A 25,882-nucleotide genomic window follows, 5' to 3' on the forward strand; every position below is an offset into this window, starting at 1 on the left:
GGGGTTGCGGAGGAGGCTCGGCCGATGGCAAGATCGCCGCGTCAGCCCAAGAAGCGAAGGGGGGTGCGTCGATGTCCGCCAATCATGACTCCGCGCCCCGGGTCTGCGCCGGCTGACTCCCGGAAGCGGAGCGTCCCATCCCGCACGGAGGGAACACCCGTGTATCCACGGATCCGCAACATCAGTTTTGACTGTCACGACACGTACGCCCTGGCCGGCTTCTGGTCGGCGGTGCTCGGCTACGCCCGGCTCCCGGAGGACCTTCCGAGTGACCCGGAAGCTGCCCTGCTGCCGCCGGACGGTGCCACTCCGAACATGTTCTTCCAAGCGGTGCCGGAGGACAAGGTGACCAAGAACCGGCTCCACATCTGCCTGGAACCGGTCGACCGGACCCGCGACGAGGAAATCGAGCGGGTTCTCGGCCTCGGGGCCACCATGATCACCGACCAGCGGCGCACCGACGGGACGGGCTGGGCGGTTCTGGCCGACCCGGAGGGGAACGAGTTCTGCGTGGTCCGCAGCGCCGGGGAGCGGGTCGACACGACTGTGGAGGACCAAGCATGAGTTCGACGATCCACAACATCAGCATCGACTGTCACGACACGTACGCCCTGGCCGGCTTCTGGGCGCAGGTCTTCGACTGCCCACGGCAGCCCGACGACTTCCCCGGCGACCCGGAGGCGATGCTCCTGCCGCCGGGTGGCCCGGAGGTGCTGTTCATCGCGGTGCCCGAGGGCAAGACGGTGAAGAACCGGCTGCACCTGGACCTGCAACCCGCTGACCGTACCCGGGCCGAGGAGGTCGAGCGGCTGCTCGGCATCGGCGCGACGCTCGTCGCCGACCACGTCGGCCCGACCGGTGGTGGTTGGGTGGTGCTCGCCGACCCGGAGGGCAACGAGTTCTGCGTGCTCGGCAACGCCGCCGAGCGGGCGGCCGCCGCAGCGGCGCGGGCCGCGGCAGCGGTAGCCGAACCGGCCTGACCGTCGACGTACGGCACCGGGCACCGGCCACCTTCGCGTGGCCGGTGCCCGGTGCCGCGCTGCCGGGGCGGAACCTGGCCGCGAGATTCAGGCCGTGGCCGGGCCGTGCCGTGGCGCGGGTGACTAGACGAAGGCCGTCGCGCCCTCGTACTCCGCCACCGGGGCGGCGCCGACATGCTCGTACTCGAGCAGGAGCAGGCCCTTCGCCGTCGCTTCGTGATGAACCAGCCGGAGGCCGACGGATGCGTTCGGATGGTCGAGCAGCCGCCGCCCGGAACCGGCCACGGTGGGGGCCACGACGAGTCGGAGTGTGTCGACGAGGCCGGCTGACAACAGAGCCTTGCCAAGTCGTGCGCTGCCGTGGATCTGGAGCTCCCGTCCTGGCTGTGCCTTGAGCTCCCCGACGGTGTGGATCGGGTCGCCGTGGAGCACCGTCGTCGGGTGCCAGCTACCTTCCGCCAGGGTGTTGGTCACGACGTACTTCGGTAGTGAGTTCATCCGTTCGGTGAACGGATCGTCCGGGTCGGTGATCCGCGGCCAGTCGCGAGCGAACGCCTCGTAGGTCCGCCGTCCGAGCAGCAGACCGTCGGCGAGACCCAACCAGTCAGAGGTCCGGCGGACGAAGACCTCGTCCAGGTAGGGCACGAGCCAGCCGCCCCGGGTGAAGTCGCCGCTGGTGTCCTCGGTCGGCGAGCCGGGCCCCTGGCTGACGCCGTCGAGAGTGACGAACTCGGTAAGGACGATCTTCACAGCGCCCCCTGGCTCTCGGCGAGCCCGGCGAGTTGTTCGGTGACCGAGCCCCAGCCGTCCGCGAAGCCGATCTTCTCGTGAAGGTCACGAGCGGCGGGATCACCGTGGCGGACGATGATCCGGTAGTCCGTGCCGTCCGGATGGTCCTTCATGGTGATCTCCGCGGTCATCGGGACCGGGGTTGGGTGTGCAGGCCGCCAGGCGCTGTCGATCACGTTGGTAAACACGATCCGTTCCAGGTCGTCGACGACGAGGAAGCACGCGTCGAGGTGCGGGACGAACTCCACCCCGTCCTCGCTCAGCCGGGTCACTAGCGCCCCACCGGGCCGGACGTCCAAACGATCGACGCGGCACAGGGCCGGTGCCGGTATCCACCACTTCTCGAAGCGGGACGGGTCGGTCCAGGCGCTCCACACGGCGGCGCGAGGGGCGCGGATGACCCGCGCCATGGTCAGGTCCAGGTCGGGATTCATTGCTGGTTCTCCTGCTGATCGGTGACGAGGCGTTCCAGGCGATCCGTGCGCTCTTCCCAGATCCGGCGCTGCTCCGCGAGCCAGTCGTCGACGACGGCGAGGCGCTCGCGGTTGAGCACGCAGGTGCGCACCCGGCCGGACTTGGTCGTGTGGATCAGTCCGTTCGATTCGAGCGTCTGCACGTGCTTCATGAACGAGGGAAGGGTCATCGGAAATTCGCGGGCGAGGTCGCCGACGCTCGTCGGACCGTGGCCGAGGCGTCGGATGACCCAGCGCCGGGTCGGGTCAGCGAGGGCGACGAACACGCCGTCGAGCTGCGCCGAATACTGTGCCATAAGGCTAAGTGTTACCCCGGGGTGACACTTAGCGCAAGGGCAAAGTATTTGCGGGCCTCAGGGGGTGGCTGCCGTAGCGACGGCGGCTGGTCCGACGCGCCTCAGGACAGCAGCGGGGCCCCGGCCACCCGAGGGTGGCCGGGGCCCCGGTCGCGTACGGATCAGGACTGCTGCTCGACCTGGCCCCGGATCGTGATGAACTCGGCCTTCGCCTGGTCGGCGGACTTGAAGTACATCACCACCATGCCAAGGCTGCCCCGGTCGGCCCAGACGCAGATGCCCAGCGGCACGGTATCGGCCTTGCCGTCGCCGCAGCGCGCCTCACCGCCGAGCGGGCCGGCGTCGACGGCCGTCATCTTGTCCACAGTCAGCTGCTTGGACAGCCCGTCCACATAGGCGTCGAGCTCCTTCTTCGGGTCCGACAGCAGCCCGGACACGCCCGCGATCATGACGAGGTCCTGCTTGGTCGGGTCGCCGTAGAAGGCGGCGACCGTGCTGGTCTCGTTCCCCGCCGCCGTCTTCATCCCGGCGACCGCCTGCTCGGCGGCCGTCAGGAGTTCCGGGTTGGTGAGCTTCGGCCGGTCGGCGAGGGTGGCCGGCGCGACCACCCGGGTCTTGCTGGCGTCCACCACGGCACCCACGTCGTCCTTGACGACGAGCCAGGTGATCGCCGCGCCGCCGACGCAGAGCACCAGCACCACGGCCAACACGATCAGCACGATCTTGCCGACGTTCGACTTCTTCGCCGGCGGAGGGCCGCCGGCCAGGTTCGGGTCACCGTACGGCTGACCCGGTTGCGCGGGCGGGAAACCCGGCTGCGCGGGCGGGAAGCCAGGCTGCGCGGGCGGGAAACCACCGGGCTGCTGCGGCTGTCCCTGCTGCTGCGGCGGCGGCCAACCGCCAGGCTGCTGGCCCGGCTGCTGCGACGGGTCGGGGGAATCGTGCGGCGGGCCGTAGGGATTGGCCGGCGGCTGGGACATCAGTCAGCTCCAAGATGGGTGTGCAAAACGCGTGATCCTAACCCGGTGCGGAGCCCGCCGTTGTCCCTGCGGCGAGCCCCACCCGGCGATCGACCGATCACAAACGGTCGCGGTGGCCGGCCCGTCCACGAGGGACGGCCCGACCACCGCGACGGTGGTACTGCGCTTTTCTCAGGCCGGCAGGCTCGCCGCGCCGCGCGGCAGGAACCGCTGACCGGTGACCCGCTCGGAGGTGCCGGTCCGGTCCAGGTACGGCGTGACGCCGCCCAGGTGGAACGGCCAGCCGGCGCCCAGGATCATGCACAGGTCGATGTCCTGTGCCTCGGCGACCACACCCTCGTCCAGCATCAGCCGGATCTCCTGCGCGAGCGCGTCGAGGGCGTTCTGGCGTACCTGCTCGGCGGTCAGCGGCTGGTCACCGACCACGAGCAGCTTGGCGACCTCCTCGTTGACCTGGTCGTCGACCACGAGCGGCTGGCCCGAGTCGGCGATCCGCCTGAGGTTCTCGCTGACGGAGAACCGGTCCGGGTACACGGCGTGCAGGGTGCCGCCCACGTGGTACGCGACGGCCGGCCCGACCAACTGGAGCAGGGCGAGCGGACGCATCGGCAGGCCCAGTGGGTCCAGTGCGCTGTTCGCCACGTCCAGCGGAGTACCCGCGTCGACGGCGGCGAAGACGGTGCCCAGGAAGCGGGTGAGCAGCCGGTTCACCACGAACGCCGGAGCGTCCTTGACCAGCACGCTCGACTTCTTGAGCTGCTTGCCCACGGCGAACGCGGTCGCCAGGGTGACGTCGTCGGTGCGCTCGCCCCGGACGATCTCCAGCAGCGGCAGCACCGCCACCGGGTTGAAGAAGTGGAAGCCGACCACCCGCTCCGGGTGCTCCAACTCGGCGGCCATCTCGGTGATCGACAGCGAGCTGGTGTTGGTGGCGAGCACCGCCTCCGGAGAGACGATCTTCTCCAACTCGGCCCAGACCTGCTTCTTGACGCCCAGGTCCTCGAAGACTGCCTCGATGACGAAGTCCGCGTCGGCGAAGGCGCTCTTGTCGACAGTGCCGCTGACCAGGCCGTACAGCTTGGCGGCGGTGCCCTTGTCCATCCGGCCCTTGGTGACGGCCTTCTCGATCTGGGTGTGCACGTAGCCGACGCCCTTGTCCACCCGGGACTGGTCGAGGTCGGTCATCACCACCGGCACCTGGAGGCGGCGGGCGAACAGCAGCGCCAGCTGGCTGGCCATCAGGCCCGCGCCGACGATGCCGACCTTGGTGATCGTGCGAGCCAGGCCCTTGTCCGGTGCGCCGGCCGGGCGCTTGGCCCGCCGCTGCACCAGGTCGAACGCGTACAGGCCGCTGCGCAGCTCCTCGGAGAAGACCAGGTCCGCGAGGGCCTCGTCCTCGGCGGCGGTGCCGGCGGCGAAGTCGCCGTCCTTCGCCGTCTCCAGCAGGTCGAGCGCCTTGTACGCGGCCGGGACCGCGCCGTGCAGCCGCTGGTTCAGCGTCTCGCGGGCGAAGTAGAGCACGCCCGCCCACATGTCCTTGTCGACCTCGGGTCGGGTCACTGTGACCTGACCCCGGACCACGCCGGCAGCCCACTCCAGGGACCGCTCCAGGAAGTCCGCCGGCTCCAGCAGGATGTCCGCGATGCCCAGCTCGGCCGCCTGCTTCGGCTTGAGCATCTTGTTCTGCATCAGCGGGTTCTGGATGATCACCTGGGTCGCGGCGGGGATGCCGATCAGGTTCGGCAGCAGCTGGGTGCCGCCCCAGCCGGGCACCAGACCGAGGGAGACCTCAGGCAGCGCGAGGGCCGCCGCACCGCCGGAGAGCGTCCGGTAGTGGCAGTGCAGCGCCAGCTCCAGGCCACCGCCCATCGCCGCGCCGTTGACGAACGCGAAGGTGGGGACGCTGCTGTCCTTGAGCCGGGCGAAGACCCGGTGGCCGAGCCGGCCGATCTCCAGCGCCTGCGCGCGGTCGGCGAGCTGCGGCAGACCCACGATGTCCGCGCCCACACAGAAGATGTACGGCTTGCCGGTGACCGCGATGAACGCCGGGTCGGCGGCGAGCGCGGCGGTGATCGCCTCGTCCAGACTGGCCAACCCACCCGGGCCGAAGGTGTTCGGCTTGGTGTGGTCGAAGCCGTTGTCCAGCGTGATCAGGGCGGCGGGCCGGTCCAGCCCCGGCACGTTCACCTGGCGCAGCAGCGCCCGGGTGACGACCTCGTTCGGTGCCTTCACTTGTTGCCACCCTCCCAGTGCGGGTTCTCCCAGATGACCGTGCCGCCCATGCCGATGCCGATGCACATCGCCGTGAGGCCGTACCGGACCTCGGGGTGCTCGGCGAACTGGCGGGCCAGCTGCGTCATCAGCCGTACGCCGGAGGAGGCCAGCGGGTGACCGATGGCGATCGCACCGCCCCACGGGTTGACCCGCGCGTCGTCGTCGGCGATGCCGAAGTGGTCGAGGAAGGCGAGCACCTGCACGGCGAACGCCTCGTTCAGCTCGAACAGGCCGATGTCGTCGATGCTGAGCCCGGCGAGGCGCAGCGCCTTCTCCGTCGACGGGATCGGGCCGACGCCCATCACCTCCGGCTCGACTCCGACGAAGCCGAACGACACCAGCCGCATGGCGACCGGCAGGCCCAGCTCGCGGGCGGTGGCCTCGTCGGCCAGCAGACTCGCTGTGGCGCCGTCGTTCAGGCCGGCCGCGTTACCCGCGGTGACCTTGCCGTGCGGGCGGAACGGGGTCTTCAGGGTGGACAGCTTCTCCAGCGAGGTGTCCCGCGGGGCCTCGTCCACAGTGGCCAGACCCCACCCGCCCTCCGCGTCGCGGATCGACATCGGCACCAGGTCGTCCTGGAGCTTGCCGTTGGCGTACGCCTTGGCGGTCTTCTGCTGCGAGGCGAGCGCGAACGCGTCGGTGCGTGCCTTGGTGATGTGCGGGACCAGGTCGTGCAGGTTCTCCGCGGTGGAGCCCATCACCAGCGCGGACGGGTCGACCAGCTTCTCCGCGATGATGCGCGGGTTGGGGTCGACGCCCTCACCCATCGGGTGGCGGCCCATGTGCTCGACGCCACCGGCGATGGCGATGTCGTACGCGCCCATGGCGATGCCGCTGGCCACCGTGGTGACCGCGGTCATCGCCCCCGCGCACATCCGGTCGATGGCGAAGCCGGGAACGGTCTTGGGCAGCCCGGCCAGCAGGGCGGCGGTGCGGCCGATGGTGAGGCCCTGGTCGCCGATCTGGGTGGTGGCCGCGATGGCGACCTCCTCGACCCGCTCCGGGGGCAGCTGCGGGTTGCGACGCAGCAGTTCCCGGATGCAGCGGATCACCAGGTCGTCGGCGCGGGTGTTGGCGTACATGCCACCCGCCTTGCCGAACGGGGTACGGACGCCGTCGACGAAGACGACGTCGCGAACTTCACGGGGCACTTGAGCCTCCTATTCGACCGTGATTCGGCCTTCGCGCCGGGCGGCACGTCGGACCGAACAAGGGTCGCCGACACGGGCACGTTCCCTCGGATGCTACTCGCCAGTAACCAACCCCGTCCCCACCCCCGCCTGTGGCCCACCCCACACCCGCCTACGGTCGATCATGAAGTTATTGCCGAGACACGCCGGTGCGTGCGGCAATAACTTCATGATCAACAGCGGGAGGGGTGAATCAGGAGGGGGGTGGGGTTTTTGGGGTCAGGGCTTCGGTGAGGTCGGGGGTGAGGAGGCCGATCTGCCACTCGCGGGCGTTGAGGCCACGCAGGGTCTCCGCCACCGACTCCTCGGTGATCTCCTCGGGCGGGGTCCAGGCCAGCCGGCGGACCGAATCCGGAGTGATCAGGTTTTCCGGCGGAAGGTTGTGCTCGCCGGCGATGCGGATCACGACCTCCCGGCAGCGGGCCAGCCGACCGGCCGCCACCGGGTCCCGCTCGGCCCATCGGTGCGGCGGGGGCGGGCCCTCCACTGCCGGCGAAACCGGCAGCGAATCCTCCGGCAGCTGCCGCGCGTCGTCGAGCGCGGCGAGCCAGGTGCGGGCCAGTCGACGGACCGACCGACCACCGAAACCGGGCAGGGTCAGCAGGGTCTTCTCGTCCTTCGGGTCCAACTCGGCCGCGGCGATGATCGCCGAGTCGGGCAGCACCCGACCCGGAGCGGCGTCCCGCCGGGAAGCGATCTGGTCCCGGGCATACCACATCGAGCGGACCCGGGCCTGCGCCCGCGCCCCCCGCAGCCGGTGGATGCCCGAGGTACGCCGCCACGGCTCCGCCCGAACCCGGGGCGGGCGTGCCCCGGTGCGGACCAGCGCGGCGAACTCCTCCGCGGCCCAGGCCGACTTGCCCTGCCGGGTCAACTCGGCGTCGAGCGCGTCGCGCAGGTCGGTGAGCAGCTCCACGTCGAGGGCGGCGTACGTCAACCACGACTCGGGCAGCGGTCGGCTCGACCAGTCGGCCGCCGAGTGGTGCTTCTCCAGGGTGAACCCGAGCAGCTGCTCGGTGAGCGCGGCCAGCCCGACGCGTTCGAAGCCGGCCAGCCGAGCCGCCAGCTCGGTGTCGAACAAGCGGCGTGGACGCAACCCCACCTCCGCCAGGCAGGGCAGATCCTGGCTGGCCGCGTGGAGGACCCACTCGGCCTCACCGATCACCGCGTCCAGCGCGCTGAGGTCGGGCAGGGGCAGCGGGTCGATCAGTGCCGTGCCCGCACCGGCCCGGCGCAGTTGCACCAGGTACGCGCGTTGGCTGTAGCGGTAGCCGGAAGCCCGTTCGGCGTCCAGGGCGACCGGGCCGGTGCCCGCCGCGAAGCGGGCCACGACCTCGGCAAGCTCGGCCGGGGCGGCCACCGGATCGGGGGTGCCGTCACGCGGGGCGATCAGCGGAACGGGCCCACCGTCGGCCGGGTCGGCCCCCTCGCCCGCCGGCTGCGGCTGGGCCGACGGCGGGTGCTGGGGTGCGTTTCCCGGAAGTTCTTCGGTGGGCCGACGGCGCAGGGGTGGTTCGTCGGTCACCTGCCAACCCTAGTGCGCGCGGAGATCCGGCGGGTGCAGCCGGTCCGGCGTGTGTCGATCAGGTGTCCGCAAAGTGTCCTCCCGAGGGCCGAACGTCAGGCTGCGCCGGCCGGGCGGCGGTCGGAGAGGGCGGTGACGCCGGGTGGGGGGAGGCCGGCGGTCGAGGCGAGCAACGCGCACCAGCCGAGCAGGTGTGGGGTCAGGTCGTCGTCGATCGGCGTCCAGGACGCACGGATCTCGATGTCACCGATTGTCGGTGGCCCGGCGAGATCGCCGAACCGGGTCGACATGGTCTGCGTCACCGTTCCGCCGATCGCCCGGTGGCCGGCGTCCTGGGCGTCCAACGCGTCGGTCAGCCACGTCCAGCCGACCCCGGGCAGCAGCGGGTCGGCGGCCAGATCGACCTCCAACTCGGCGGTCACGTAGGTGACCAGCCGCAGGGTGCCCTGCCACGCCTCGTGCCCGACCGGGTTGTGCAGCAGGATCAGTCGGCCGGTCGCCACCTCGTCGTCGTCGCGCAGCACCGTCGCGGCGAGCGCGAACGCGTACGGGGCCAGCCGCTGGGGGGCGCCGACCTCCTCCAGGGTGATCTCCGGCCGCGGGGCGGCCGACCGCAGCCCGGCGACCGCGCGGGCGAACGTCTCCGGGAGCGCGATCGGGGGGGCCATGTCGGCAGCCTATGCCGCCGTCCGTCGCCCGCTTCGACGGCGCGCCGACGCTCACGAAGGGCACCGGGGCGTAAGGAACGGTGCCCTTCCTCTCACCCCCACCCGGTTGGGGGTGGCGGGCGTGGCACGATTGCGGCGATGACCACGGACACCACGGGCACTGTCGCCCGAGACGGAGATTCCCGCCCCGGCGGACCGGCCGACTCGCCCTTCATCAGGGCCTGCCGACGTCGGCCCGTCCCGCACACCCCGGTCTGGTTCATGCGCCAGGCCGGCCGTTCCCTCCCGGAGTACCGGGAGATCCGGGCGAGCGTGCCGATGCTGGAGTCCTGCCGCCGCCCGGATCTGGTCACCGAGATCACCCTCCAGCCGGTGCGCCGGCACGGCGTGGACGCGGCGATCCTGTTCAGCGACATCGTGGTGCCCGTCGCCGCGGCCGGGATCGACCTGGACATCGTGCCGGGCACCGGCCCGGTGGTGGCCGAGCCGATCCGCACCGCCGCCGACGTGGAACGGATCCGCCAGATCACCCGCGACGACGTCTCGTACGTGGACGAGGCCGTCCGGCAGTTGGTGGTCGAGCTGGGCGACACCCCGCTGATCGGTTTCGCCGGCGCGCCGTTCACGCTGGCCAGCTACCTGGTCGAGGGCGGGCCGTCGCGCACCCACGCGAAGACCAAGGCCCTGATGTACGGCGACCCGGAGCTGTGGCACGCGCTCTGCGCCCGGCTGGCCGAGGTGACCTTGGCCTTCCTGCGGGTGCAGATCGAGGCCGGCGTCTCCGCCGTGCAACTGTTCGACTCGTGGGCCGGCGCGCTCTCCGAGGCCGACTACCGCCGTTTCGTGTTGCCGCACTCGACAGCAGTGCTGAGTGGGCTGGTCGACGACCGCTCCGGGTCGGGGCGCGGCGACGGACGCGCCGAGCCGGAGCCGTCGCATGCCGGGGTGCCCCGGATCCACTTCGGGGTGGGCACCGCCGAGCTGCTCGGCGCGATGGGCGAGGCCGGGGCCGACGTGGTCGGCGTCGACTGGCGTACGCCACTGGACGTGGCCACCGGCCGGATCGGCGCGGACAAGGCGGTGCAGGGCAACCTGGACCCGTGCGTGCTGCTCGCCCCGTGGCCGGTCGTCGAGGCCGAGGTGCGCCGCATCCTGGAGCAGGGCCGGGCGGCTCCCGGGCACGTGTTCAACCTCGGCCACGGGGTGCTGCCGGAGACCGACCCGGAGGTGCTGACCCGGGTGGTCGCGCTGGTGCACGAGCTGTCCAGCCGCCGAGCCGACCAGGGCTGACCGGGAATGCGGCGGCCCTGGCGGGTGGCGGTGGTCGGCGGCGGGATCGCCGGTCTGGCCGCCGCGGTCCGCCTGCGTGACCGAGCGCCGGCCGGCACCGAGATCACTGTGTACGAGCAGTCCGGCGTGCTGGGCGGGAAGCTGCGCACCGGGGAGCTGGCTGGTCAGCCGGTCGAGTTCGGCGCGGAGTCGTTCCTGATGCGCGACCCGACCGGCGCCGAGAGCGCGGCGGTGGCGTTGGCCCGCCGGCTCGGATTGGCCGAGAAGATCGTGCACCCCACTGTGGGGCAGGCCGCGCTGGTCATCGACGGAGGGCTGCGCCCCATCCCGGGCGGCACCCTGGTGGGCGTACCCGGGGATCTGGATCGGGTGGCCACTGTCGCCCGCCCGGCCGCGGACGCCGACACCGACGGTGGTCGGCCGCTGGTCGGGCCGGACGCGGACGTCTCGGTGGGCGCGCTGGTCCGGTCCCGCTTCGGCAACGAGGTGGTCGAGCGGCTGGTCGACCCGATGCTGGGCGGCGTGTACGCGGGCCGCGCCGACGATCTCTCACTGGTCACGACGATGCCGGCGCTGGCCCGCACGGCCCGGGTGGAGCACACCCTGGTCGGCGCGGTCCGGGCCGCGCAGGCCGCCGCGCCGCGTGCGCCCGGCGCCCCGGTCTTCGGCACCCTCGTCGGTGGGCTCAGCACCCTGGTCGAGGCGGCCGTGACGGCCAGCGGCGCGACGGTATGGCGGGACGCCGCAGTGCGCGAGTTGACAGCGACCGACACGGGTTGGCGGCTCACCGTCGGCCCGACCCGTGACCCTGACGACGGCTCCAGGTCGCGGCGCGGCGGCAGACGCGCCGAGCTGGAGTCGTCGATGGTGGACGTGGACGCCGTGGTGCTGGCGGTGCCGGCGCGACCGGCGGCGCGTCTGCTCGCCGGCCCCGCGCCGGCGGTGGCGGCGGGCGTCGGCGCGCTGGACTACGCGAGCGTCGCGCTGGTCACCATGGCGTTGCCGCACCCGCGACTGCCCGAGCTGTCCGGCTTCCTGGTGCCGAGCACCGAGGGCCTGCTGATCAAGGCGGCGACCTTCTTCACCACCAAGTGGGGGCACCTGCGCCGGCCGGACGGGTTGGCGCTGGTGCGCGCCTCGGTGGGCAGGTACGGCGAGGAGACGCACCTTCAGCGCCCCGACGCGGACCTGGCGGCCACCGTGCACCGGGAGTTGTCGGCGGTGCTCGGCACCCCGCTGCCCGCCCCGGTCGACGGGCACGTGCAGCGGTGGGGCGGTGCGCTGCCGCAGTACGCGCCGGGGCACGCAGACCGGCTCGACGCCGCGCGGACGGCGCTGCGGGCCGCGCACCCCACACTGGTCCTCGCCGGCGCCGGCTACGACGGCGTCGGCATCCCGGTCTGCGTCCGTTCCGGCGAGACGGCGGCCGAAGAGATCATCACAGCACTGGGAGGATCGGCGAGATGACCGAGCAGACCAACGCGGCCCGGTTGCGGGAGCTGAACGACAGCATCCGCTACACCATGTGGTCGGTGTTCCGGGCCAGCTCCCCGCTGCCGTCGCTGCGGGACAACGTCACCGGCGAGGTGGTGTCCCTCTTCGACGAGCTGGCCGGCAAGGACGTGGTGGTCCGGGGCGTGTACGACGTCTCCGGGCTGCGCGCCGACGCGGACGTGATGATCTGGTGGCACTCCGCGTCCCCCGACGCGCTCCAGGACGCTTACCTGCGGTTCCGCCGCACCACCCTGGGGCGGGCGCTGACCCCGGTGTGGTCGCAGATGGCGCTGCACCGGCCGGCGGAGTTCAACAAGAGCCACATCCCGGCGTTCCTGGCCGGTGAGGAGGCTCGCCCCTACATCTGTGTGTACCCGTTCGTCCGCTCCTACGAGTGGTACCTGCTGCCCGACGCCGAGCGGCGCGAGATGCTGGCCGAGCACGGCAAGATGGCCCGCGGCTACCCGGACGTGCGGGCCAACACTGTCGCCTCGTTCGCGCTCGGCGACTACGAGTGGATGCTCGCCTTCGAGGCCGACGAACTGCACCGGATCGTCGACCTGATGCGGGACCTGCGCGCCTCCGGCGCCCGCCGGCACGTCCGCGAAGAGGTCCCGTTCTACACCGGCCGCCGCCGTTCGGTGGCCGAGATCGTCAACTGCCTGGTCTGACCCCCGCCGGCCGGCGCCGCACCCCCGCCCGGGTGCGGCGCCGGACGGGGATCAACTGGTCGTCGTACAGGAGACCAGCGGAACCGGGTTGCTGCCGTTCCACGAGCCGAGGAAACCGAACGTGGTGCTCGCTCCGGCGGCAAGGGTGCCGTTGTTGTTGGTGTTACGTGCGGTGACCAGCGTGCCGTTGGTGCTGACCGTCGCGTTCCACGACGAGGTGACCCGCTGGCCGTTGCCGTAGTTCCAGCTCACCGACCAGCCCTGGGTGGGTGAGCCACCTGCGGTCACCTTCACGTCGGCCTGGAAGCCGCCGGACCACTGACCGGTCACCTGGTACGTAGCCGTGCAGGCACCGGCCGGCGGCGGGGTGGTCGGCGGGGGAGTGGTGGGCGGCGGGGTCGTCGGCGGGGGATCGGTGGGTGGGGTGGTCGACCCGCCGCCGAAGTCGACGTCGCTGCACAGGTAGTACGACTGGTCCAGGTGGCTGGCCTGCCAGACGGTGTAGACGATGTGCCGTCCGGTGCGGCCCGGCGCGCTCACCGGGATCTGGATCGAGACACCACTGGGGTCCGGGCTCCACTGGGAGGCGGGGGTGTTGCCGATCTGTCCCGCCAACTCCAGGTTGCCCCAGCCGAGTGGTTGGGTGGCGGCGTTGAAGCCCTGCTTGGTCACGTACACCCGGATGTAGTCGGCGCCGTGACGGGCCTGGTCGACGAAGCGGAGCCGGAAGTTGTTCGACACCGCTGTGGTCTTCCAGGCGCCGATGGTGTCCAGCGCGTTGTAGCGCGGGCTCTGGGTGCGTCCGCCGCTGCAGAGTTGGCCGTCGGGGACGGCGGCCTGGTGGTTGCCTCCCACACCCTCGCGGTACAGGCCGTTCCAGTTCCACATGGCGGCGGGGTCGGCCTGCCAGGCCTGCCAGCACATCGGGTCCTCGGTGGCCATCCGCGGGTTCTGGAAGTCGCTGCCCCAGCGTTGCCAGCAGCCGTAGTTACGCGAGGCCGGGTCGACGACCGAACCGTGCGCAGAGGCGGGATCGGCCCGCATGGTGGTCACTGCGGTCGTCAAAAGGAGCGTGGTGGTCGCCACGATGGCGAACAGCCAGAGCACGCGTCGTGATCGGGTGAGAGTGGACATGGAGCCCCCGGGGGGATGAGGTCGGACGTCGACACCCGGATCGCCGGGAGTGCCCACTCCCGTGCCTGATCGCTGGCTCCCGCGATGGCTCTACCCGGGCACGATGCCAGTTCGATCGTCAGCCGTCAATGGCTTTGCGCCGCATCGGGGTGTGCGGGATGCCGTCCTCGACGTACTCGGGGCCGCTGACCGTGAAGCCGTGCCGGGTGTAGAACGCGACCAGGTGCGACTGGGCGTCCAGCACGCACGGCCGGTTGCCCACCACCTCGAGCGCCGCTGTCATCAGCCGGCCGGCGTGTCCGCCGCCGCGCGCCGTCGGGGCCACCACGACCCGACCGATCCGGGCGACACCGTCCGGGTCGGCCAGAATCCGCAGGTACGCCAGCGGCGCGCCGCCGTCGGTGAGCCAGACGTGCCGGGTGCCCGGCTCGACGTCCCGCCCGTCCAGCTCCGGGTACGGGCAGTTCTGTTCCACCACGAACACGTCGATGCGCAGTTTGAGCAGGTCGTGGAGGGTGCGGGCGTTCAGGTCGGCGAAGGAGGCCGTCCGGAGTTCGGTGGTCTGCTGGGGCATCCACCGATGGTAGGTCGGGCGGGTTCACCTGGGGTTCGCCCGGTCGGGTGCGAGGTAGGTGGCGGCGGCCGGGCGGGCGCGGTCAGGCCGGGCGGGCGCCGACGGCGTCGCGGATCTCGGCGCCCACCGCGCCCTCGACAGCGCGGGCGCAGTGCGCGCAGCAGAAGAAGCGGCCGTTGACCTCGACGCCGTGCCCGACGATCTTGACCTGGCAGTGCTCGCAGATCGGTGCCATGCGCTGGATCGCGCACTCGAACGAGTCGAAGGTGTGCACGTCGCCGCTGACGGTGTGCACCTCGAACGCCATCCAGTAGTCGTTGCCGCAGACCTCGCAGGTTGCCACCGAAAACCCTCCGTTATGTGGACAAGTGCTTACAGAATCCCTCAGATGGCCTCGACGTGGGAGCGGAACGTCGATGTCTGGCCACGGTGGCGGCGTGTCGGCGTCGGCGTGTTGCCCGTTATGCCTGGTGAACCGCCGCAACCCCCGGAGGATCACCGTGATCAAGCGCAACAGGCTCTTCGGCAACCAGACCCGGGTCACCTTCTGTCTGCCCCGCGACGTCCCGCCCGGCCCGGTGAGCGTCGTCGGCTCCTTCAACGGCTGGCAGCCGGGTCGACACGAGTTGGTGGCCCGTCGCGACGGCACCAGGACGGTGACAGTGAAGCTGCCGCCGGGGGAGTACCGGTTCCGGTACCTCGGCGCCGGCGGCGTCTGGTTGGACGACGAGTCGGCCGACCAGGTCGACGACCGGGGCAGCCTGCTCCGGCTCTGAGAAGAAAACTGCCGCCATCGATGGATTTATCGATGAGAGTCTTTACTGTTAACAATGTTTAAATTACCTTGGGGGCACCTCACCGGACCTGGAGAAGGAGCTGCCCCCATGCGTCGAAGAATCACCGTCCCGCTGGTGGCGGCGGGCGCCGTCGCCGCCACCCTCACCGTCGCCGCCCCCGCGCAGGCGCACGGCTACGTCTCCGCCCCACCGAGCCGGCAGGCGCTCTGCGCGCAGGGCCGGGTGCCCGACTGCGGGCAGATCAAGTACGAGCCGCAGAGCGTCGAAGGGCCCAAGGGCCTGCGCAGCTGCAACGCCGGAATCGCCCAGTTCGCCGTCCTCAACGACGACGGTCGGGGCTGGCCGGCCACCTCGGTGGGCAGCTCGCTGACCTTCACCTGGGTGAACACCGCCCGGCACGCCACCAGCAACTGGGAGTACTGGATCGGCAACACCCGGGTCGGCGTTGTCAACGGCAACGGCCAGCAGCCGGGCGCCACCGTGTCGCACAACGTCAATCTCGGCGGCTTCTCCGGCCGGCAGAAGATCCTCGCGGTGTGGAACATCTCCGACACGGCGAACGCCTTCTACTCCTGCGTCGACGTGCAGATCGGCGGCGGAGGGTCGAACCCGACGCCCACCCCCACCACCTCACCCACCCCACGGCCCACCCCGACCACCACGCCGACCACTCCGCCCGCGCCGGGCGGCAGTTGGACGACGGGCCGGGCGTACCAGGTCGGCGACCAGGTCACCTACGGCGGAGCGACGTACCGGTGCCGGCAGGCACACACCGCGATCCCGGGCTGGGAGCCGCCGAACGTGCCGGCGCTCTGGCTCCAGGTCTGACCGCACGGGTGCGGCCTCCTGGTCGCACCCGTGTCGCCGCCCTCGCGTGAACGGAGCAACCGGCATGTCCCGCCGTACCCCGCTGGCGTCCCTCGTTGCGGCCCTGCTGCTCACCGGAGCCTGCGCCGGACCGCCCACGTCGACCCCGTCGGCCCTGCCGCAGCCGGCCCCCGCGTCCCCGGCCGGCTCGGCGGCGGCCGGGGACGCGGCGGCCGGCTCCGGGGGCGTCGGGTCCGCGACCGAGGCGGACGCGATGAGCGGGATCGACGTGGTGTTCCTGAGCACCATGGTCGGGCACAGCGAACGCACCCTGCAGATCGTCCGGCTGGCCCGGGACCGGGTGCGCGACGACGCGCTGCGCACCCTGGCCGCCGCCGTCGAGGCGACCGAGGCCGACGAACTGGCCGCCATGCGCGGCTGGTTGCCCACGACCGGGCCGGGTGCCAGCGCGGCCGCACACCACGACGGGCACGGCGACGACGCCGCGCTCGACAGGCTGCGGACCGCGCCGGACGCGGACGTCGACCGAGTGCTGCGCGACGTGCTCGCCGACCACCAGCGATCGGCCGCCGACCTGGCCCGATCCCACGTCGGCGTCGGCCGCAACGAGCGGGTCCGCGACCTGGCCCGGCGGATCGAACAGTCCCGGACCGCCGAGGTCGAGTTGCTCAGGGGTACGGGTACGCCCTGAGCACTGTCACGCGGTCACGCGGGTCAGCGGGGTTCCAGCTTGATGGAGACCGAGTTGACGCAGTGCCGGGTGTCCTTGGGCGTGAAGCCCTCGCCGTGGAAGACGTGCCCGAGGTGACTGTCGCAGCGGGCGCAGCGGATCTCCGTACGGGCCATGCCGAGGGTGCGGTCCTCGATTTCCTTGACCCGGCCCGGGATGGCGTCGTCGAAGCTCGGCCAGCCGCAGTGCGAGTCGAATTTCGTGTCGCTGGAGAACAGCTCCAGCCCGCAGGCGCGACAGTGGTAGACCCCCTGGGTCTTCGTGTCCACGTACTCGCCCGTCCACGGGCGTTCGGTGCCGGCCTCCCGTAGAACGTGGAACTCCTCGGGGGTCAGTCGGACCCGCCACTCTTCGTCGGTACGGGGCAGCTCGTTGTCGTCAAGACTCACCCGTCAACGGTACGTCGAACGTCGGGGGCGTGGCATAAGGTCGCGGGATGGGTGGCACCAAGGCTGCGGCCGCAGAGGTCGAGGTGGCCGGGCACACCGTCCGGCTGAGCAGTCCGGATCGGGTGATCTTCCCGCAGCGGGGGTTCACCAAGGCGGACGTCTTCCACTACTACCTCGCGGTCGGCGACGGGATCATGCGCGCCCTGCGGGACCGACCGACCACCCTGCAACGCTTCCCCGAGGGCGTCGAAGGCGAGGCGTTCTTCCAGAAGCGGGTGCCCACCCGGGGGGTGCCGCCCTGGGTGACGACCGCGCAGATCACCTTCCCGAGCGGTCGGAACGCGGCCGAGCTCTGCCCGACCGATCTGGCGCACGTGGCCTGGGCGGCGCAGATGGGCACCATCGTCTTCCACCCGTGGCCCGTGCGGGCCGCCGACGTCGACCGCCCCGACGAGCTGCGCATCGACCTGGACCCGCAGCCCGGCACCGACTTCGCCGACGCCGCGCGGGCCGCCGGCGAGGTCCGCGCGCTCCTCGACGAGCTGGGCGCGACCGGCTGGCCGAAGACCTCCGGCGGCCGGGGTGTGCACGTCTACCTGCGCATCCAACCCCGCTGGACGTTCACCGAGGTGCGCCGGGCCACCATCGCGCTGGCCCGGGAGGTGGAGCGCCGCAACCCCGACCTGGTCACCACCGCCTGGTGGAAGGAGGAGCGCGGCCGCCGGGTCTTCGTCGACTTCAACCAGATGGCGCGGGACCGCACCATCGCCTGCGCGTACTCGCTGCGGGCCAACGCGCGGGCCACCGTCTCGACCCCGGTCACCTGGGACGAGCTACCCGACGTCGACCCGGACGACTTCGACCTGCGCACCGTGCCGGCCCGGCTCGCCGAGCGAGGTGATCCGCACGCCGGCATCGACGACGCACCGTGGGACATCACCCCGCTGTTGGAGTGGGCCGAGCGGGACGCCGCCGCCGGCCAGGGCGACCTGCCGTACCCGCCGGACCACCCGAAGATGCCCGGCGAACCCAAGCGGGTGCAGCCGAGCCGAGCCAAGCGCACCCCTGGCGACGAGAGCGCCTGAGCGCCGAGCCATCTGTGCTCGCCGAGCATCACAGGCACGACCCCGGGTCCACCGCCGTGCCGATGATCGCGAACAGCATTCGGCGGAACGTGTCGACGCGTCGGTCTGGCCCGGGCCGACCAGCGGAGCCGCGGTGTCGGCGCCAGCGGTTAGCCTGCCGTCATGGCGAGCACCGAGCTGGATGAGTTGATCGTCGCGGACGCCGACGCCCTGCGCGCGTGGTTGTCGGCCAACCACGCCACGTCGCCCGGCGTCTGGCTCGCCCTGACCAGGAAGGGTGGCACGGTCACGACGCTGACCTGGCAACAGGCGGTCGACGAGGGTCTGTGCGTCGGCTGGATCGACGGGCAGGCGCGCAAGCGGGATGAGGAGTCGTCCTGGATCCGGTTCACCCCGCGTCGGCCCCGCAGTTCCTGGTCCCAGCGCAACGTCGGGCACGTGGCCCGGCTGGAGGAGCAGGGGCGGATGTTGCCGGCCGGCCGTGCCGCCGTGGACGCCGCGAAGGCGGACGGGCGGTGGGCGGCCGCCTACGCCCCGCCGTCGGAGGCGGAGGTGCCGGCCGACCTGCTCGCCGCCATCGCCGCCGAGCCCGCCGCCCAGGCCATGCTCGACGTGCTCACCAAGGCCAACCGGTTCGCTCTCATCCATCGCCTCAATGCCGTCAAGCGGGCGGAGACCCGCGAGCGCAAGATCGGCGAATTCGTCGCCATGCTGGCCCGTCACGAGACGTTCCATCCCCAGAAGGCAAGGCCGGCACCCGGGCCGACGTCGTCGTGAGCGGGCGCCAACGTCCCGGTGACCGATTGACTTTCGATAGCTAACGAGCGAAACTCGATGCATGGTTACGGAGCATCGAGCGGTTGCCGCTCTCAGAGTTTTCCTCGTGGTGCTGTTCGGGGTCCTGGTCCTGTTTCAGACCTTCTCCCTGCCCGGACAGTTCGCCCACATGGCCGCGGAATCGCCGCAGGACGCCTACCTCCGGTGGCCGGCCACCGTCGTGGCGGTGTTCTGGGTGCTGTGCGTCCAGGTCGTCATCGTCGCGACCTGGAAGTTGCTCAGCCTGGTCAAGAGTGACCGCATCTTCACCGAAGCGTCCCTGAGGTGGGTGGACGCGATCGTGTGGGCCATCGCCGCCGCGTGGGTGGTGCTCGTGGGTGTCTTCCTCTACGTGGGGTTCAACGCGGACGACCCGGGGCTGCCGCTGTTGCTGTTCCTGCTGACGGTGGGAGTCAGCGTGCTGGGGCTCCTCATGGTGGTGATGCGGGCGCTGTTGCGGCAGGCCACCACCCTGCGGACCGACATGGAAGCGGTGATCTGATGCCCATCGTCGTCCGCATCGACGTGGAGTTGGCCAAGCGCAAGATGAGCGTCGGCGAGTTCGCCGAGCGCGTCGGGCTCACCCCCGCCAACGTGGCGGTGCTGAAGAACGGCCGCGCCAAGGCGGTCCGCTTCAGCACCCTCGAAGCGATGTGCCGAGTGCTCGACTGCCAACCCGGAGACCTGCTGGAGTGGGTCGAGGAGGAAACCCCATGAAGTACGTCCTGACCGTCGTCGCCGTTCTCGTGGTCGCCCTCGGCGTCGCCGGAATCGTGCACGGGGAGGCCGACGACTCGCCGGGCCTTCAACTCCTGGGCGTCGTGCTCGTACTCGGCGCTGTGGTGTTCGGCATCCGCAACCTCCGCGGCGGGAGTTAGCCGCCCAGGCGCGCTGGCCGGCCCGAGCTGACCCCTCCCGTAATAACGATCATGTAACGGGCGCGAACCTTTCCCGGTAGGTGGCCTGTCTTGATGGTCGTCGGCCCGCCAGGGCCAGGGGAGGCGTCGGATGAAGCTGGTGTGGAGGCGGGCCCGCGAGGCGCGAGGGTTGCTGGTCGCGGCGGTGATCGCTGCCCTCGTCGCCGTCGCGTTGGTCACTGGGCTGTCCGACTACAACCGTCGGGCGGTGGACGCCGGGCAGCGCGCACTGGTCGCCGCCTCGCCCGCCGAGGAGCGCGGCCTTCTGGTCAGTGGTTCGGGTGGGCGGGACGCGGCCGAGTTCGCAACCCGGGACAAGGCGGTCCGAGCCGAGTTCGCCACCGGGCTCGGCGGCGTCCCGGTCAGTGTCACCGCCGCCCGCTACGGCACCGGCCGGGAACTGACCGGCGACCTCGGGCAGATCCCGCGTACGGCCGACGAACCGGTCTTCGCGAACCTCGCCACGTTCACCGACCTCGCCAGCCACGCGGAGCTGACCAGCGGAGCCTGGCCCGCCCCCGGAGCGAACCCCGTCCAGGTGAGCCTGCCCGAGCGGGTCGCCGGCACCCTCGGCCTGACCGTCGGCGAACGCGTCCCGGTGCGCGACCGGGCCACCGAACGACGCGGGGAACTGGTGCTCGCCGGCACCTGGCGGCCCCGCGACCCGGCGGACGCGTACTGGCTGCTGGCCCCCGGCGTGGGGACGGGCAGCGCCGGTTCCGGCACCTCGTACGGGCCGTTCACGCTCGACCCGGCCGACTTCGCGGCCACCTTCCCGGGCTCGGTGTCGGCGTCCTGGCTGGCCCAACCGGACCTCGGCGCCGTCGACACCGCCGACCTGCCCGCCGTTCGGAAAGCCCTCACCGAGGCGGTCACGGCCGTGCCCGAGGCCGCCCAACTGGGCAGCTCCGGGCAGACGGCGACCAAGATGCCGCAGTTGCTGGACCGCATCGGCCGCGCCGACCTGGTGGGTCGCTCGTCGCTGGCCACCCCGCTGCTGCTCATCCTGGTGCTCGCCGGGTACGCGCTGGTGCTGGTCGCCGCGCTGCTGCACGAGGACCGCCGCCCACAGACCGCGCTGCTGCGCGCCCGCGGCGCCGCCCGTCGGCAGTTGGCCGGCCTGGCCGCCCGTGAGGCGACCCTGGTGGTCGCCCCGGCCGCCGTGCTCGGTCCACTGATCGCCGGTGAGGCGCTGCGGTACATCCGACCCGGCGGGTCGGGTGACCTCTACACCGCCGGAGGCAACACCACACTGGTCTGGGCGGCGGCAGCGGCCACCGCGGCCGGCTGCCTCGTCGCCATGGTCCTTCCGACGCTGCGTGGCGCCGGGACGTACGTCGCCGACATGGCGGCCCGATCCCGGCCGAACCGGGCCGCGAGCGTCCAACGTGCCAGCGTCGACCTGGTGCTCGTGGCGCTCGCCGTGCTCGCCTGGGTGCAGCTACGCCGGTACGCCTCCCCGCTGGCCGGCTCGGGTGGTCAGCTCGGGCTCGACCCGCTGCTGGTCGCCGCCCCGACGCTCGGCGTGCTGGCCGGTGCCGTACTGGCGTTGCGGGTGCTCCCGCCGCTCACCCGGTTCGCGGAGCGGTTCGTCGACCGACGTCCCTGGACCGCCACCATGTTCGGCATGTGGCAGGCCGGCCGGCGTCCCCACGCCGGCCCGGTGCTGCTGCTCGCCCTCGCCGTCGGCGGCAGCACCCTGGCCTGGTCGCTGATCAGCACCGGCGAGCGGTCCCAGGTCGAGCAGGCCGGCCACACTGTCGGCGCCGACCTCCGGGTGACCGAACGGACCGGAGGCGCCCCCCCGAACCGGGCCGGTGAACTCGCCGCGCTGCCGAGCGTGGACCGGGTACTGCCGGCGTGGCGCGACGAGATCCGGGTCGGACGGGAGAACCTGCCGGCGACCGTGATCGGTGTCGACCCGGCCAGCGCCCCGGGCGTCGTCCGGCTCGCCGACCGCCTCGGCGACGGATCGGCGTCGGAGCAGTACCAGCGCATGATCGATGAGCGCGGGGCCCCCGCCGGTGTCGAACTGCCCGCCGGGGCGCGTGAGATCACCGGCACGGTCCGTACCCCGGTGAGCAACGCCGCCCGGTCGCTGAAGGTCGCGGTGACGCTGCTGGTCACCACCCCCGACGGGCTTGCCCTGCGGCTGCCGGCGGCCAACGCCGACGGTGACGGCCGGGCCACCCGGTTCTCCGTACAACTGCCCGACCTGGGCGGTGCGCGACTGCGGCTGGCCGGGTTCGAAGCCGACGGCGGGCTGGCGGCCGGCAACGCCTACCGACTCCAGTTGGACGGGTTGGCGGTGGTCAACGGCGACGGCACGACCCGACCCGCCGAGCTGAGCGGCGGCTGGGCGCTGACGGCCCCCGGCGTGAACTCCACGCCGGTGCAGACCACCGGGGCCGGGTTCGCAGCGGTCCACGCCGTGGAGGTGATTCCCGGCGGGCAGTTCGCGTACCAGCCGCCCACCCGGTTCGCTGTCGTGGCGGGCGGAGACAACAAGCCCGTACCGGTGTTGATGACCTCCGGGGTCCGCAACGCGCTGAGCCTGCGCGTCGGCGACACCGTCGACCTGACCCTGTCCGGGGCGACGCTGCCGGTGCACCTGGTCGGCGAGCTGGACGCCGTGCCGGCCACCACCGGCGAAGGCGTCCTGCTGGACCTGCCGGCCGCTGTCGACGCGATGATCCGGAGCAGCGGCGCGGTGCGACCCGTACCGGAATGGTGGGTCGGCGCCGCCGACGCGAACGCCGCCGCCCAGGCTGTCAGCGCGCTCCCGGGCGTCACAGTGCTCAACCGGGAGGCGGCCATCGAGGCGGCCGCCGACGACCCGTATTGGCGCGGCTCGCGTACCGGCATGCTGGCCGCCGCGCTCGGCGCGGTGCTGCTCGCCCTCGTCGGCCTGATGGTGGACGTGTGGGCCACCGCCCGGCGTCGGCTCGGCGAGTTCGCGGTCCTGCACACCCTCGGCGCCACGCCCCGGCTGATGGCCCGGGCGCTGCTGGCCGAACAGACGTTCCTCGCCGGCATCGGCGTGGGCGTCGGGCTGTTACTCGGCACCGCGGTCGGCGCGACGATGGCCCCACTGGTCATCCTCACCCCGGCCGCCGGCCGGCCGACACCCCCGGCGGCGTTCGTGCTGCCCTGGGTGCCGATCGGTCTGACCGCTGTCGGTCTGCTGCTGGCGGCGCTCGCCTTCAGCGCGTTCATCGCCACCGGCATCCGTCAGCGGGTGGCGGCGGTACAGCTGCGAATCGGGGGAGAACGATGAGCGTCGGGGCGGCCGTCCGGCGGGTCCGGGCGTACGGGGGGCAGTTCCTGCTGCTGGCGGTGCTGACCCTGGTGGTCACGCTGCTGATCAGTGGAGTGCCCCGGCTGGTCAACCGGCTCGCCGAACAGGGGCTGCGAGCACAACTCAACAGCGAGCCGGCCGCCCGCCGGGACATCTCGTACACCACCAGCCTTGAGCCCGCGACGTCGCGGCGGACGGCGATGGGCGACGCCGCCGAACGGTTCGACGCCCTGGCCGCGGAGATGCCGCCGCCGGTGCGAACGGCTGTGACCGAGCGGTGGTACAGCGTCGAGACCGCCGAGGCCCGCGTGGTCGGACCGGACCTGGCGGCCCGCAACCTGCTGGTCGACATGGGCCTGCGGGCCATGCCCGACATACAGGGCGCCAGCACCCTCGTCGAGGGGGCGTGGCCGAGCGAGACCTACGTTCCCGACCGGCCGATCGAGGTGGCGCTCGACGTCGACGTGGCCCGCAAGCTCAACCTGCGCGCCGGCAGCCAACTGCGCATCGGCAATACCGATGACAAGGGCAGACTCATCAACGGTGTGCCGCTGGTGGTGACCGGGCTGTTCCGCCCCGTCGACCGCGCCAACGGCATCTGGGACGGGCTCCCACAGCTGCTGCGGATCATCGAACCGCAGGGTGACGGCCAGCCGTTCGTCATCGTCGGCGTCGTCGCGCAGTCGCCCCTCAACAAGCGGGCCGCGGAGGGCTGGCCGATCCAGTCCAACTGGCGGTACCGACTGGGCGTCGACCGGATCGACGCCCGCGAGCTGGACAAGATGATCGACGGCCTTCAGGTGATGCAGCGCAACCAGCCGGCGGGGATCACCCTGACCCAGGGCGCCGACGTTCCGTTGCGCGCGTTCGCCGCCCAGATGGACGCCGTCCGGACCCTGCTCGCGGTGATCGCGGCTGGCGTCCTGGCCACCCTGGCGGGGCTCATCGTGCTCGCGGCCAGCCTCGCCATCAGACGACGTCGCTCGGAGTTCGCGCTGTTGCGCGCCCGGGGCGGCGGGGCCACCGCCGGCGCCCGGCGTAGCCTCGCCGAGTCGGTACTGGTGGTGCCGGTCGCCGCCGTGCTGGGCTGGTGGCTGGGCACCCTGTTCCCCGGTGCCCCGGACCCGACCACGCCGTACGTCGTCGGCGTGACCGTGCTGGTCACGCTGGCACTGCCGTTGGCGACGCTGGCCGTACCGGCCGGCGGAGCGGGGCGCCGGGACCTGATCCGGGTGCGGCCGTCGGCCCGTCGGCTCACCGTCGAGGTCTCCCTGCTGCTCCTGGCCGGGCTCGCCGCGGTGCTGCTGCGTCGGCGTGGCCTGACCCTCGGCGAGGTGGACCCGCTGCTCGTGTCGGTGCCGGTGCTCCTCGCGGTCGCGGCGGCGGTGCTGGCGCTGCGCGCGTACCCCTGGCCGTTGTTGCTGGTCAGCCGGCTTGCCGCGCGGACCCGGGGCAGCGTGGCCTTCCTCGGCACGGCCCGCGCCGGCCGCGCGGCGGTCGCCGCCCCGCTGGTCGTGGTGGTGCTGGCGATCGGCACCGCGGCGTTCTGCGCGGTCGTGGCCGCCGGCGTCGACGCGAGCCGGGAACGGGCCGCCGCGCAAATCGTGCCCGCCGACGCGGTGATCCGCGGGGAGCGCTTCGCACCCGACACCATCGACGAGCTGGGCCGTCTGCCGGGGGTCCGGGCCGTCACCCGGGTGTTGTACGAGGACGATGAGCGGTTGGCGTCCGACGCTGTCGGCACCGACGCCTTCATCGGGCAGACGGACGTGCTGCTGGTCGACGGCCCGGGGTTGGACAAGGTGGCCCGCGATTCCCAGGTGGACCTGTCGATTCCGGCCGCGCTGCGCACCGCCGGGCCCGGCCCGTTGCCGCTGCCGGCGATCGTCTCACCGGCGGTCGCCGCCGACCTGGCCAAGGCCGGGCTGGACGACTCCGCCTTCATCTCCGTGCAGGGCCAGCGGTACGAGTTCCGGGTGGCCGGCACGGAGGACGGTTTCCCGATGCTGGCGGCGAACGCCAGCCGGTTCGTGATCCTGCCCTGGCAGGCCCTGCCGACGCGTACCACCACACCCGTGCCGACCAGCCTGCTGATCGCCGGGGACTCGCTGGACGCCGAGGCGCTGCGCGTCGCCGGCGACCAGGGGCAGGAGCGCTACCAGCGGGACGGCACTGTCACCGGTCGGGAACGGATCATCGGGGTCACCGTCGACACCCGGGCGGACGTCCGCCGGGATCTCGGCGAGGGCGGGGCGAACGGGGTGCTGGCCTTCGGATTCGTGGCCGGCGCCGCCGGGGGCACAGTGCTCGGGCTGTTGGCCATCGCGTTCACCGTGTTGGCCGGCGCGCGGGCCCGGGGCCAGGTGCTGTCCCGGCTGCGCACCCTCGGCCTGTCCCGCCGGCAGTGGCGAGGGCTGCTGCTGGTCGAGTTGACCCCGCTGGTCGCGGTGTCGGTGCTGACCGGCGCGCTGGTCGGTGCGGTGCTGCCCCTGCTGCTCAACCCGGTGCTCGGCCTGTCCGCGTTCACCAGTGGCGTGCCGGTCCGGGTGGCTTTCGAGCCCAGCCTGGTCGCCGCGGTGCTCGCGCTCGGGGCGGTCGCCCTCGGCTTCGCGGTCGCCGTCGAAGCCCTGAACAACCGCCGGTTGCGCCTCGGAGAGGTGCTTCGGCTCGGAGAGGAGAGCTGA

At 72.1% G+C, this 25,882-nt stretch carries 27 protein-coding genes; 15 read left to right on the forward strand and 12 right to left on the reverse strand.

Annotation, left to right across the window (positions count from 1 at the left end):
• Nucleotides 1–159: 159 nt before the first annotated feature.
• Entirely contained in the window at nucleotides 160–564 is a 405-nt protein-coding gene (locus PSH03_RS28195) for a VOC family protein (protein WP_210785182.1), read from the forward strand.
• Nucleotides 561–980 (forward strand): VOC family protein, encoded by a 420-nt coding sequence (locus tag PSH03_RS28200; protein ID WP_238690905.1) that lies wholly within the window; start codon nucleotides 561–563, stop codon nucleotides 978–980. The genes PSH03_RS28195 and PSH03_RS28200 overlap by 4 nt, the downstream gene beginning before the upstream one ends.
• Nucleotides 981–1,103: 123 nt before the next feature.
• Here PSH03_RS28200 and PSH03_RS28205 read toward each other — a convergent pair whose 3' ends face one another.
• The 8 genes from PSH03_RS28205 to PSH03_RS28240 form a co-directional block, all read right to left on the reverse strand.
• Complete coding sequence (locus PSH03_RS28205; RefSeq protein ID WP_238690906.1) at nucleotides 1,104–1,730, reverse strand: dihydrofolate reductase family protein; 627 nt, start codon at nucleotides 1,728–1,730, stop codon at nucleotides 1,104–1,106.
• Nucleotides 1,727–2,203 (reverse strand): SRPBCC domain-containing protein, encoded by a 477-nt coding sequence (locus PSH03_RS28210; protein WP_210785185.1) that lies wholly within the window; start codon nucleotides 2,201–2,203, stop codon nucleotides 1,727–1,729. The genes PSH03_RS28205 and PSH03_RS28210 overlap by 4 nt, the downstream gene beginning before the upstream one ends.
• Nucleotides 2,200–2,508: an ArsR/SmtB family transcription factor gene (locus PSH03_RS28215; RefSeq protein WP_238690907.1), complete on the reverse strand. Its 309-nt coding sequence runs from the start codon at nucleotides 2,506–2,508 to the stop codon at nucleotides 2,200–2,202. The genes PSH03_RS28210 and PSH03_RS28215 overlap by 4 nt, the downstream gene beginning before the upstream one ends.
• Before the next feature lie 191 nt (nucleotides 2,509–2,699).
• Nucleotides 2,700–3,518, reverse strand: coding sequence for a hypothetical protein (locus PSH03_RS28220; protein WP_210785186.1), 819 nt, complete (start codon nucleotides 3,516–3,518; stop codon nucleotides 2,700–2,702).
• Between the two features lie 171 nt (nucleotides 3,519–3,689).
• Nucleotides 3,690–5,750: a 3-hydroxyacyl-CoA dehydrogenase NAD-binding domain-containing protein gene (locus PSH03_RS28225; RefSeq protein ID WP_210785187.1), complete on the reverse strand. Its 2,061-nt coding sequence runs from the start codon at nucleotides 5,748–5,750 to the stop codon at nucleotides 3,690–3,692.
• Nucleotides 5,747–6,943: a thiolase family protein gene (locus PSH03_RS28230; RefSeq protein ID WP_238690908.1), complete on the reverse strand. Its 1,197-nt coding sequence runs from the start codon at nucleotides 6,941–6,943 to the stop codon at nucleotides 5,747–5,749. The genes PSH03_RS28225 and PSH03_RS28230 overlap by 4 nt, the downstream gene beginning before the upstream one ends.
• A gap of 232 nt (nucleotides 6,944–7,175) precedes the next feature.
• The gene (locus PSH03_RS28235; protein WP_238690909.1) at nucleotides 7,176–8,507 is read right to left on the reverse strand and encodes a ribonuclease D; all 1,332 of its coding nucleotides are present in this window, start codon (nucleotides 8,505–8,507) and stop codon (nucleotides 7,176–7,178) included.
• 95 nt (nucleotides 8,508–8,602) lie between these two features.
• Nucleotides 8,603–9,175 carry a DUF3000 domain-containing protein gene (locus tag PSH03_RS28240; protein WP_091400652.1) on the reverse strand — a complete coding sequence of 191 codons (573 nt, stop codon included), beginning with the start codon at nucleotides 9,173–9,175 and terminating at the stop codon, nucleotides 8,603–8,605.
• A 138-nt stretch (nucleotides 9,176–9,313) separates the two neighbouring features.
• On the opposite strand from PSH03_RS28240, the gene hemE reads away from it, so the two are divergent.
• The 3 genes from hemE to hemQ are packed head-to-tail and all read left to right on the forward strand — an operon-like array spanning nucleotide 9,314 to nucleotide 12,630.
• A complete protein-coding gene (gene hemE, locus PSH03_RS28245; protein WP_238690910.1) occupies nucleotides 9,314–10,465 on the forward strand; it encodes a uroporphyrinogen decarboxylase in 1,152 nt (383 codons plus the stop codon).
• 6 nt (nucleotides 10,466–10,471) lie between these two features.
• Entirely contained in the window at nucleotides 10,472–11,932 is a 1,461-nt protein-coding gene (hemG, locus tag PSH03_RS28250) for a protoporphyrinogen oxidase (RefSeq protein ID WP_238690911.1), read from the forward strand.
• Nucleotides 11,929–12,630, forward strand: coding sequence for a hydrogen peroxide-dependent heme synthase (gene hemQ / locus PSH03_RS28255; RefSeq protein ID WP_196921722.1), 702 nt, complete (start codon nucleotides 11,929–11,931; stop codon nucleotides 12,628–12,630). The genes hemG and hemQ overlap by 4 nt, the downstream gene beginning before the upstream one ends.
• Before the next feature lie 51 nt (nucleotides 12,631–12,681).
• On the opposite strand, the gene PSH03_RS28260 is transcribed toward hemQ, so the two are convergent.
• The 3 genes from PSH03_RS28260 to PSH03_RS28270 all read right to left on the reverse strand — a co-directional run bounded on the left by PSH03_RS28260 (nucleotide 12,682) and on the right by PSH03_RS28270 (nucleotide 14,681).
• Entirely contained in the window at nucleotides 12,682–13,764 is a 1,083-nt protein-coding gene (locus PSH03_RS28260) for a lytic polysaccharide monooxygenase auxiliary activity family 9 protein (protein WP_372494897.1), read from the reverse strand.
• Between the two features lie 118 nt (nucleotides 13,765–13,882).
• On the reverse strand, nucleotides 13,883–14,338 hold the full coding sequence (locus PSH03_RS28265) for a GNAT family N-acetyltransferase (protein WP_210787452.1): 456 nt from the start codon (nucleotides 14,336–14,338) through the stop codon (nucleotides 13,883–13,885).
• Between the two features lie 82 nt (nucleotides 14,339–14,420).
• Nucleotides 14,421–14,681: a metallothionein gene (locus PSH03_RS28270; protein ID WP_091400670.1), complete on the reverse strand. Its 261-nt coding sequence runs from the start codon at nucleotides 14,679–14,681 to the stop codon at nucleotides 14,421–14,423.
• A 157-nt stretch (nucleotides 14,682–14,838) separates the two neighbouring features.
• Here PSH03_RS28270 and PSH03_RS28275 point away from each other — a divergent pair, with 157 nt between their 5' ends.
• From PSH03_RS28275 to PSH03_RS28285, 3 genes are all read left to right on the forward strand, one after another.
• Nucleotides 14,839–15,114 (forward strand): isoamylase early set domain-containing protein, encoded by a 276-nt coding sequence (locus tag PSH03_RS28275; protein ID WP_210787453.1) that lies wholly within the window; start codon nucleotides 14,839–14,841, stop codon nucleotides 15,112–15,114.
• Between the two features lie 108 nt (nucleotides 15,115–15,222).
• Entirely contained in the window at nucleotides 15,223–15,963 is a 741-nt protein-coding gene (locus tag PSH03_RS28280) for a lytic polysaccharide monooxygenase (RefSeq protein ID WP_238690912.1), read from the forward strand.
• Between the two features lie 64 nt (nucleotides 15,964–16,027).
• Nucleotides 16,028–16,654, forward strand: a complete 627-nt coding sequence (locus PSH03_RS28285) for a DUF305 domain-containing protein (RefSeq protein ID WP_210787455.1) — start codon at nucleotides 16,028–16,030, stop codon at nucleotides 16,652–16,654.
• Between the two features lie 23 nt (nucleotides 16,655–16,677).
• Here the strand turns inward: PSH03_RS28285 and msrB are convergent, their stop codons facing one another.
• Nucleotides 16,678–17,082, reverse strand: a complete 405-nt coding sequence (gene msrB, locus PSH03_RS28290; RefSeq protein WP_091400676.1) for a peptide-methionine (R)-S-oxide reductase MsrB — start codon at nucleotides 17,080–17,082, stop codon at nucleotides 16,678–16,680.
• Nucleotides 17,083–17,129: 47 nt separating this feature from the next.
• Here msrB and ligD point away from each other — a divergent pair, with 47 nt between their 5' ends.
• From ligD to PSH03_RS28325, 7 genes are all read left to right on the forward strand, one after another.
• Complete coding sequence (gene ligD, locus PSH03_RS28295; RefSeq protein ID WP_238690913.1) at nucleotides 17,130–18,167, forward strand: non-homologous end-joining DNA ligase; 1,038 nt, start codon at nucleotides 17,130–17,132, stop codon at nucleotides 18,165–18,167.
• Between the two features lie 162 nt (nucleotides 18,168–18,329).
• A complete protein-coding gene (locus PSH03_RS28300) occupies nucleotides 18,330–18,944 on the forward strand; it encodes a YdeI/OmpD-associated family protein (protein WP_210787457.1) in 615 nt (204 codons plus the stop codon).
• 106 nt (nucleotides 18,945–19,050) lie between these two features.
• Nucleotides 19,051–19,485, forward strand: coding sequence for a DUF2975 domain-containing protein (locus tag PSH03_RS28305; protein ID WP_238690914.1), 435 nt, complete (start codon nucleotides 19,051–19,053; stop codon nucleotides 19,483–19,485).
• Entirely contained in the window at nucleotides 19,485–19,700 is a 216-nt protein-coding gene (locus tag PSH03_RS28310; RefSeq protein ID WP_030336216.1) for a helix-turn-helix domain-containing protein, read from the forward strand. Before PSH03_RS28305 ends, PSH03_RS28310 begins: the two co-directional genes overlap by 1 nt.
• A complete protein-coding gene (locus PSH03_RS28315; RefSeq protein ID WP_210787459.1) occupies nucleotides 19,697–19,861 on the forward strand; it encodes a hypothetical protein in 165 nt (54 codons plus the stop codon). Before PSH03_RS28310 ends, PSH03_RS28315 begins: the two co-directional genes overlap by 4 nt.
• A gap of 130 nt (nucleotides 19,862–19,991) precedes the next feature.
• The gene (locus tag PSH03_RS28320; protein ID WP_238690915.1) at nucleotides 19,992–23,177 is read left to right on the forward strand and encodes an FtsX-like permease family protein; all 3,186 of its coding nucleotides are present in this window, start codon (nucleotides 19,992–19,994) and stop codon (nucleotides 23,175–23,177) included.
• Nucleotides 23,174–25,882: an FtsX-like permease family protein gene (locus PSH03_RS28325; protein ID WP_238690916.1), complete on the forward strand. Its 2,709-nt coding sequence runs from the start codon at nucleotides 23,174–23,176 to the stop codon at nucleotides 25,880–25,882. The genes PSH03_RS28320 and PSH03_RS28325 overlap by 4 nt, the downstream gene beginning before the upstream one ends.

Origin of the sequence: Micromonospora salmantinae (genome assembly GCF_022230905.1) — a bacterium.
GTDB lineage: Bacteria > Actinomycetota > Actinomycetes > Mycobacteriales > Micromonosporaceae > Micromonospora > Micromonospora salmantinae.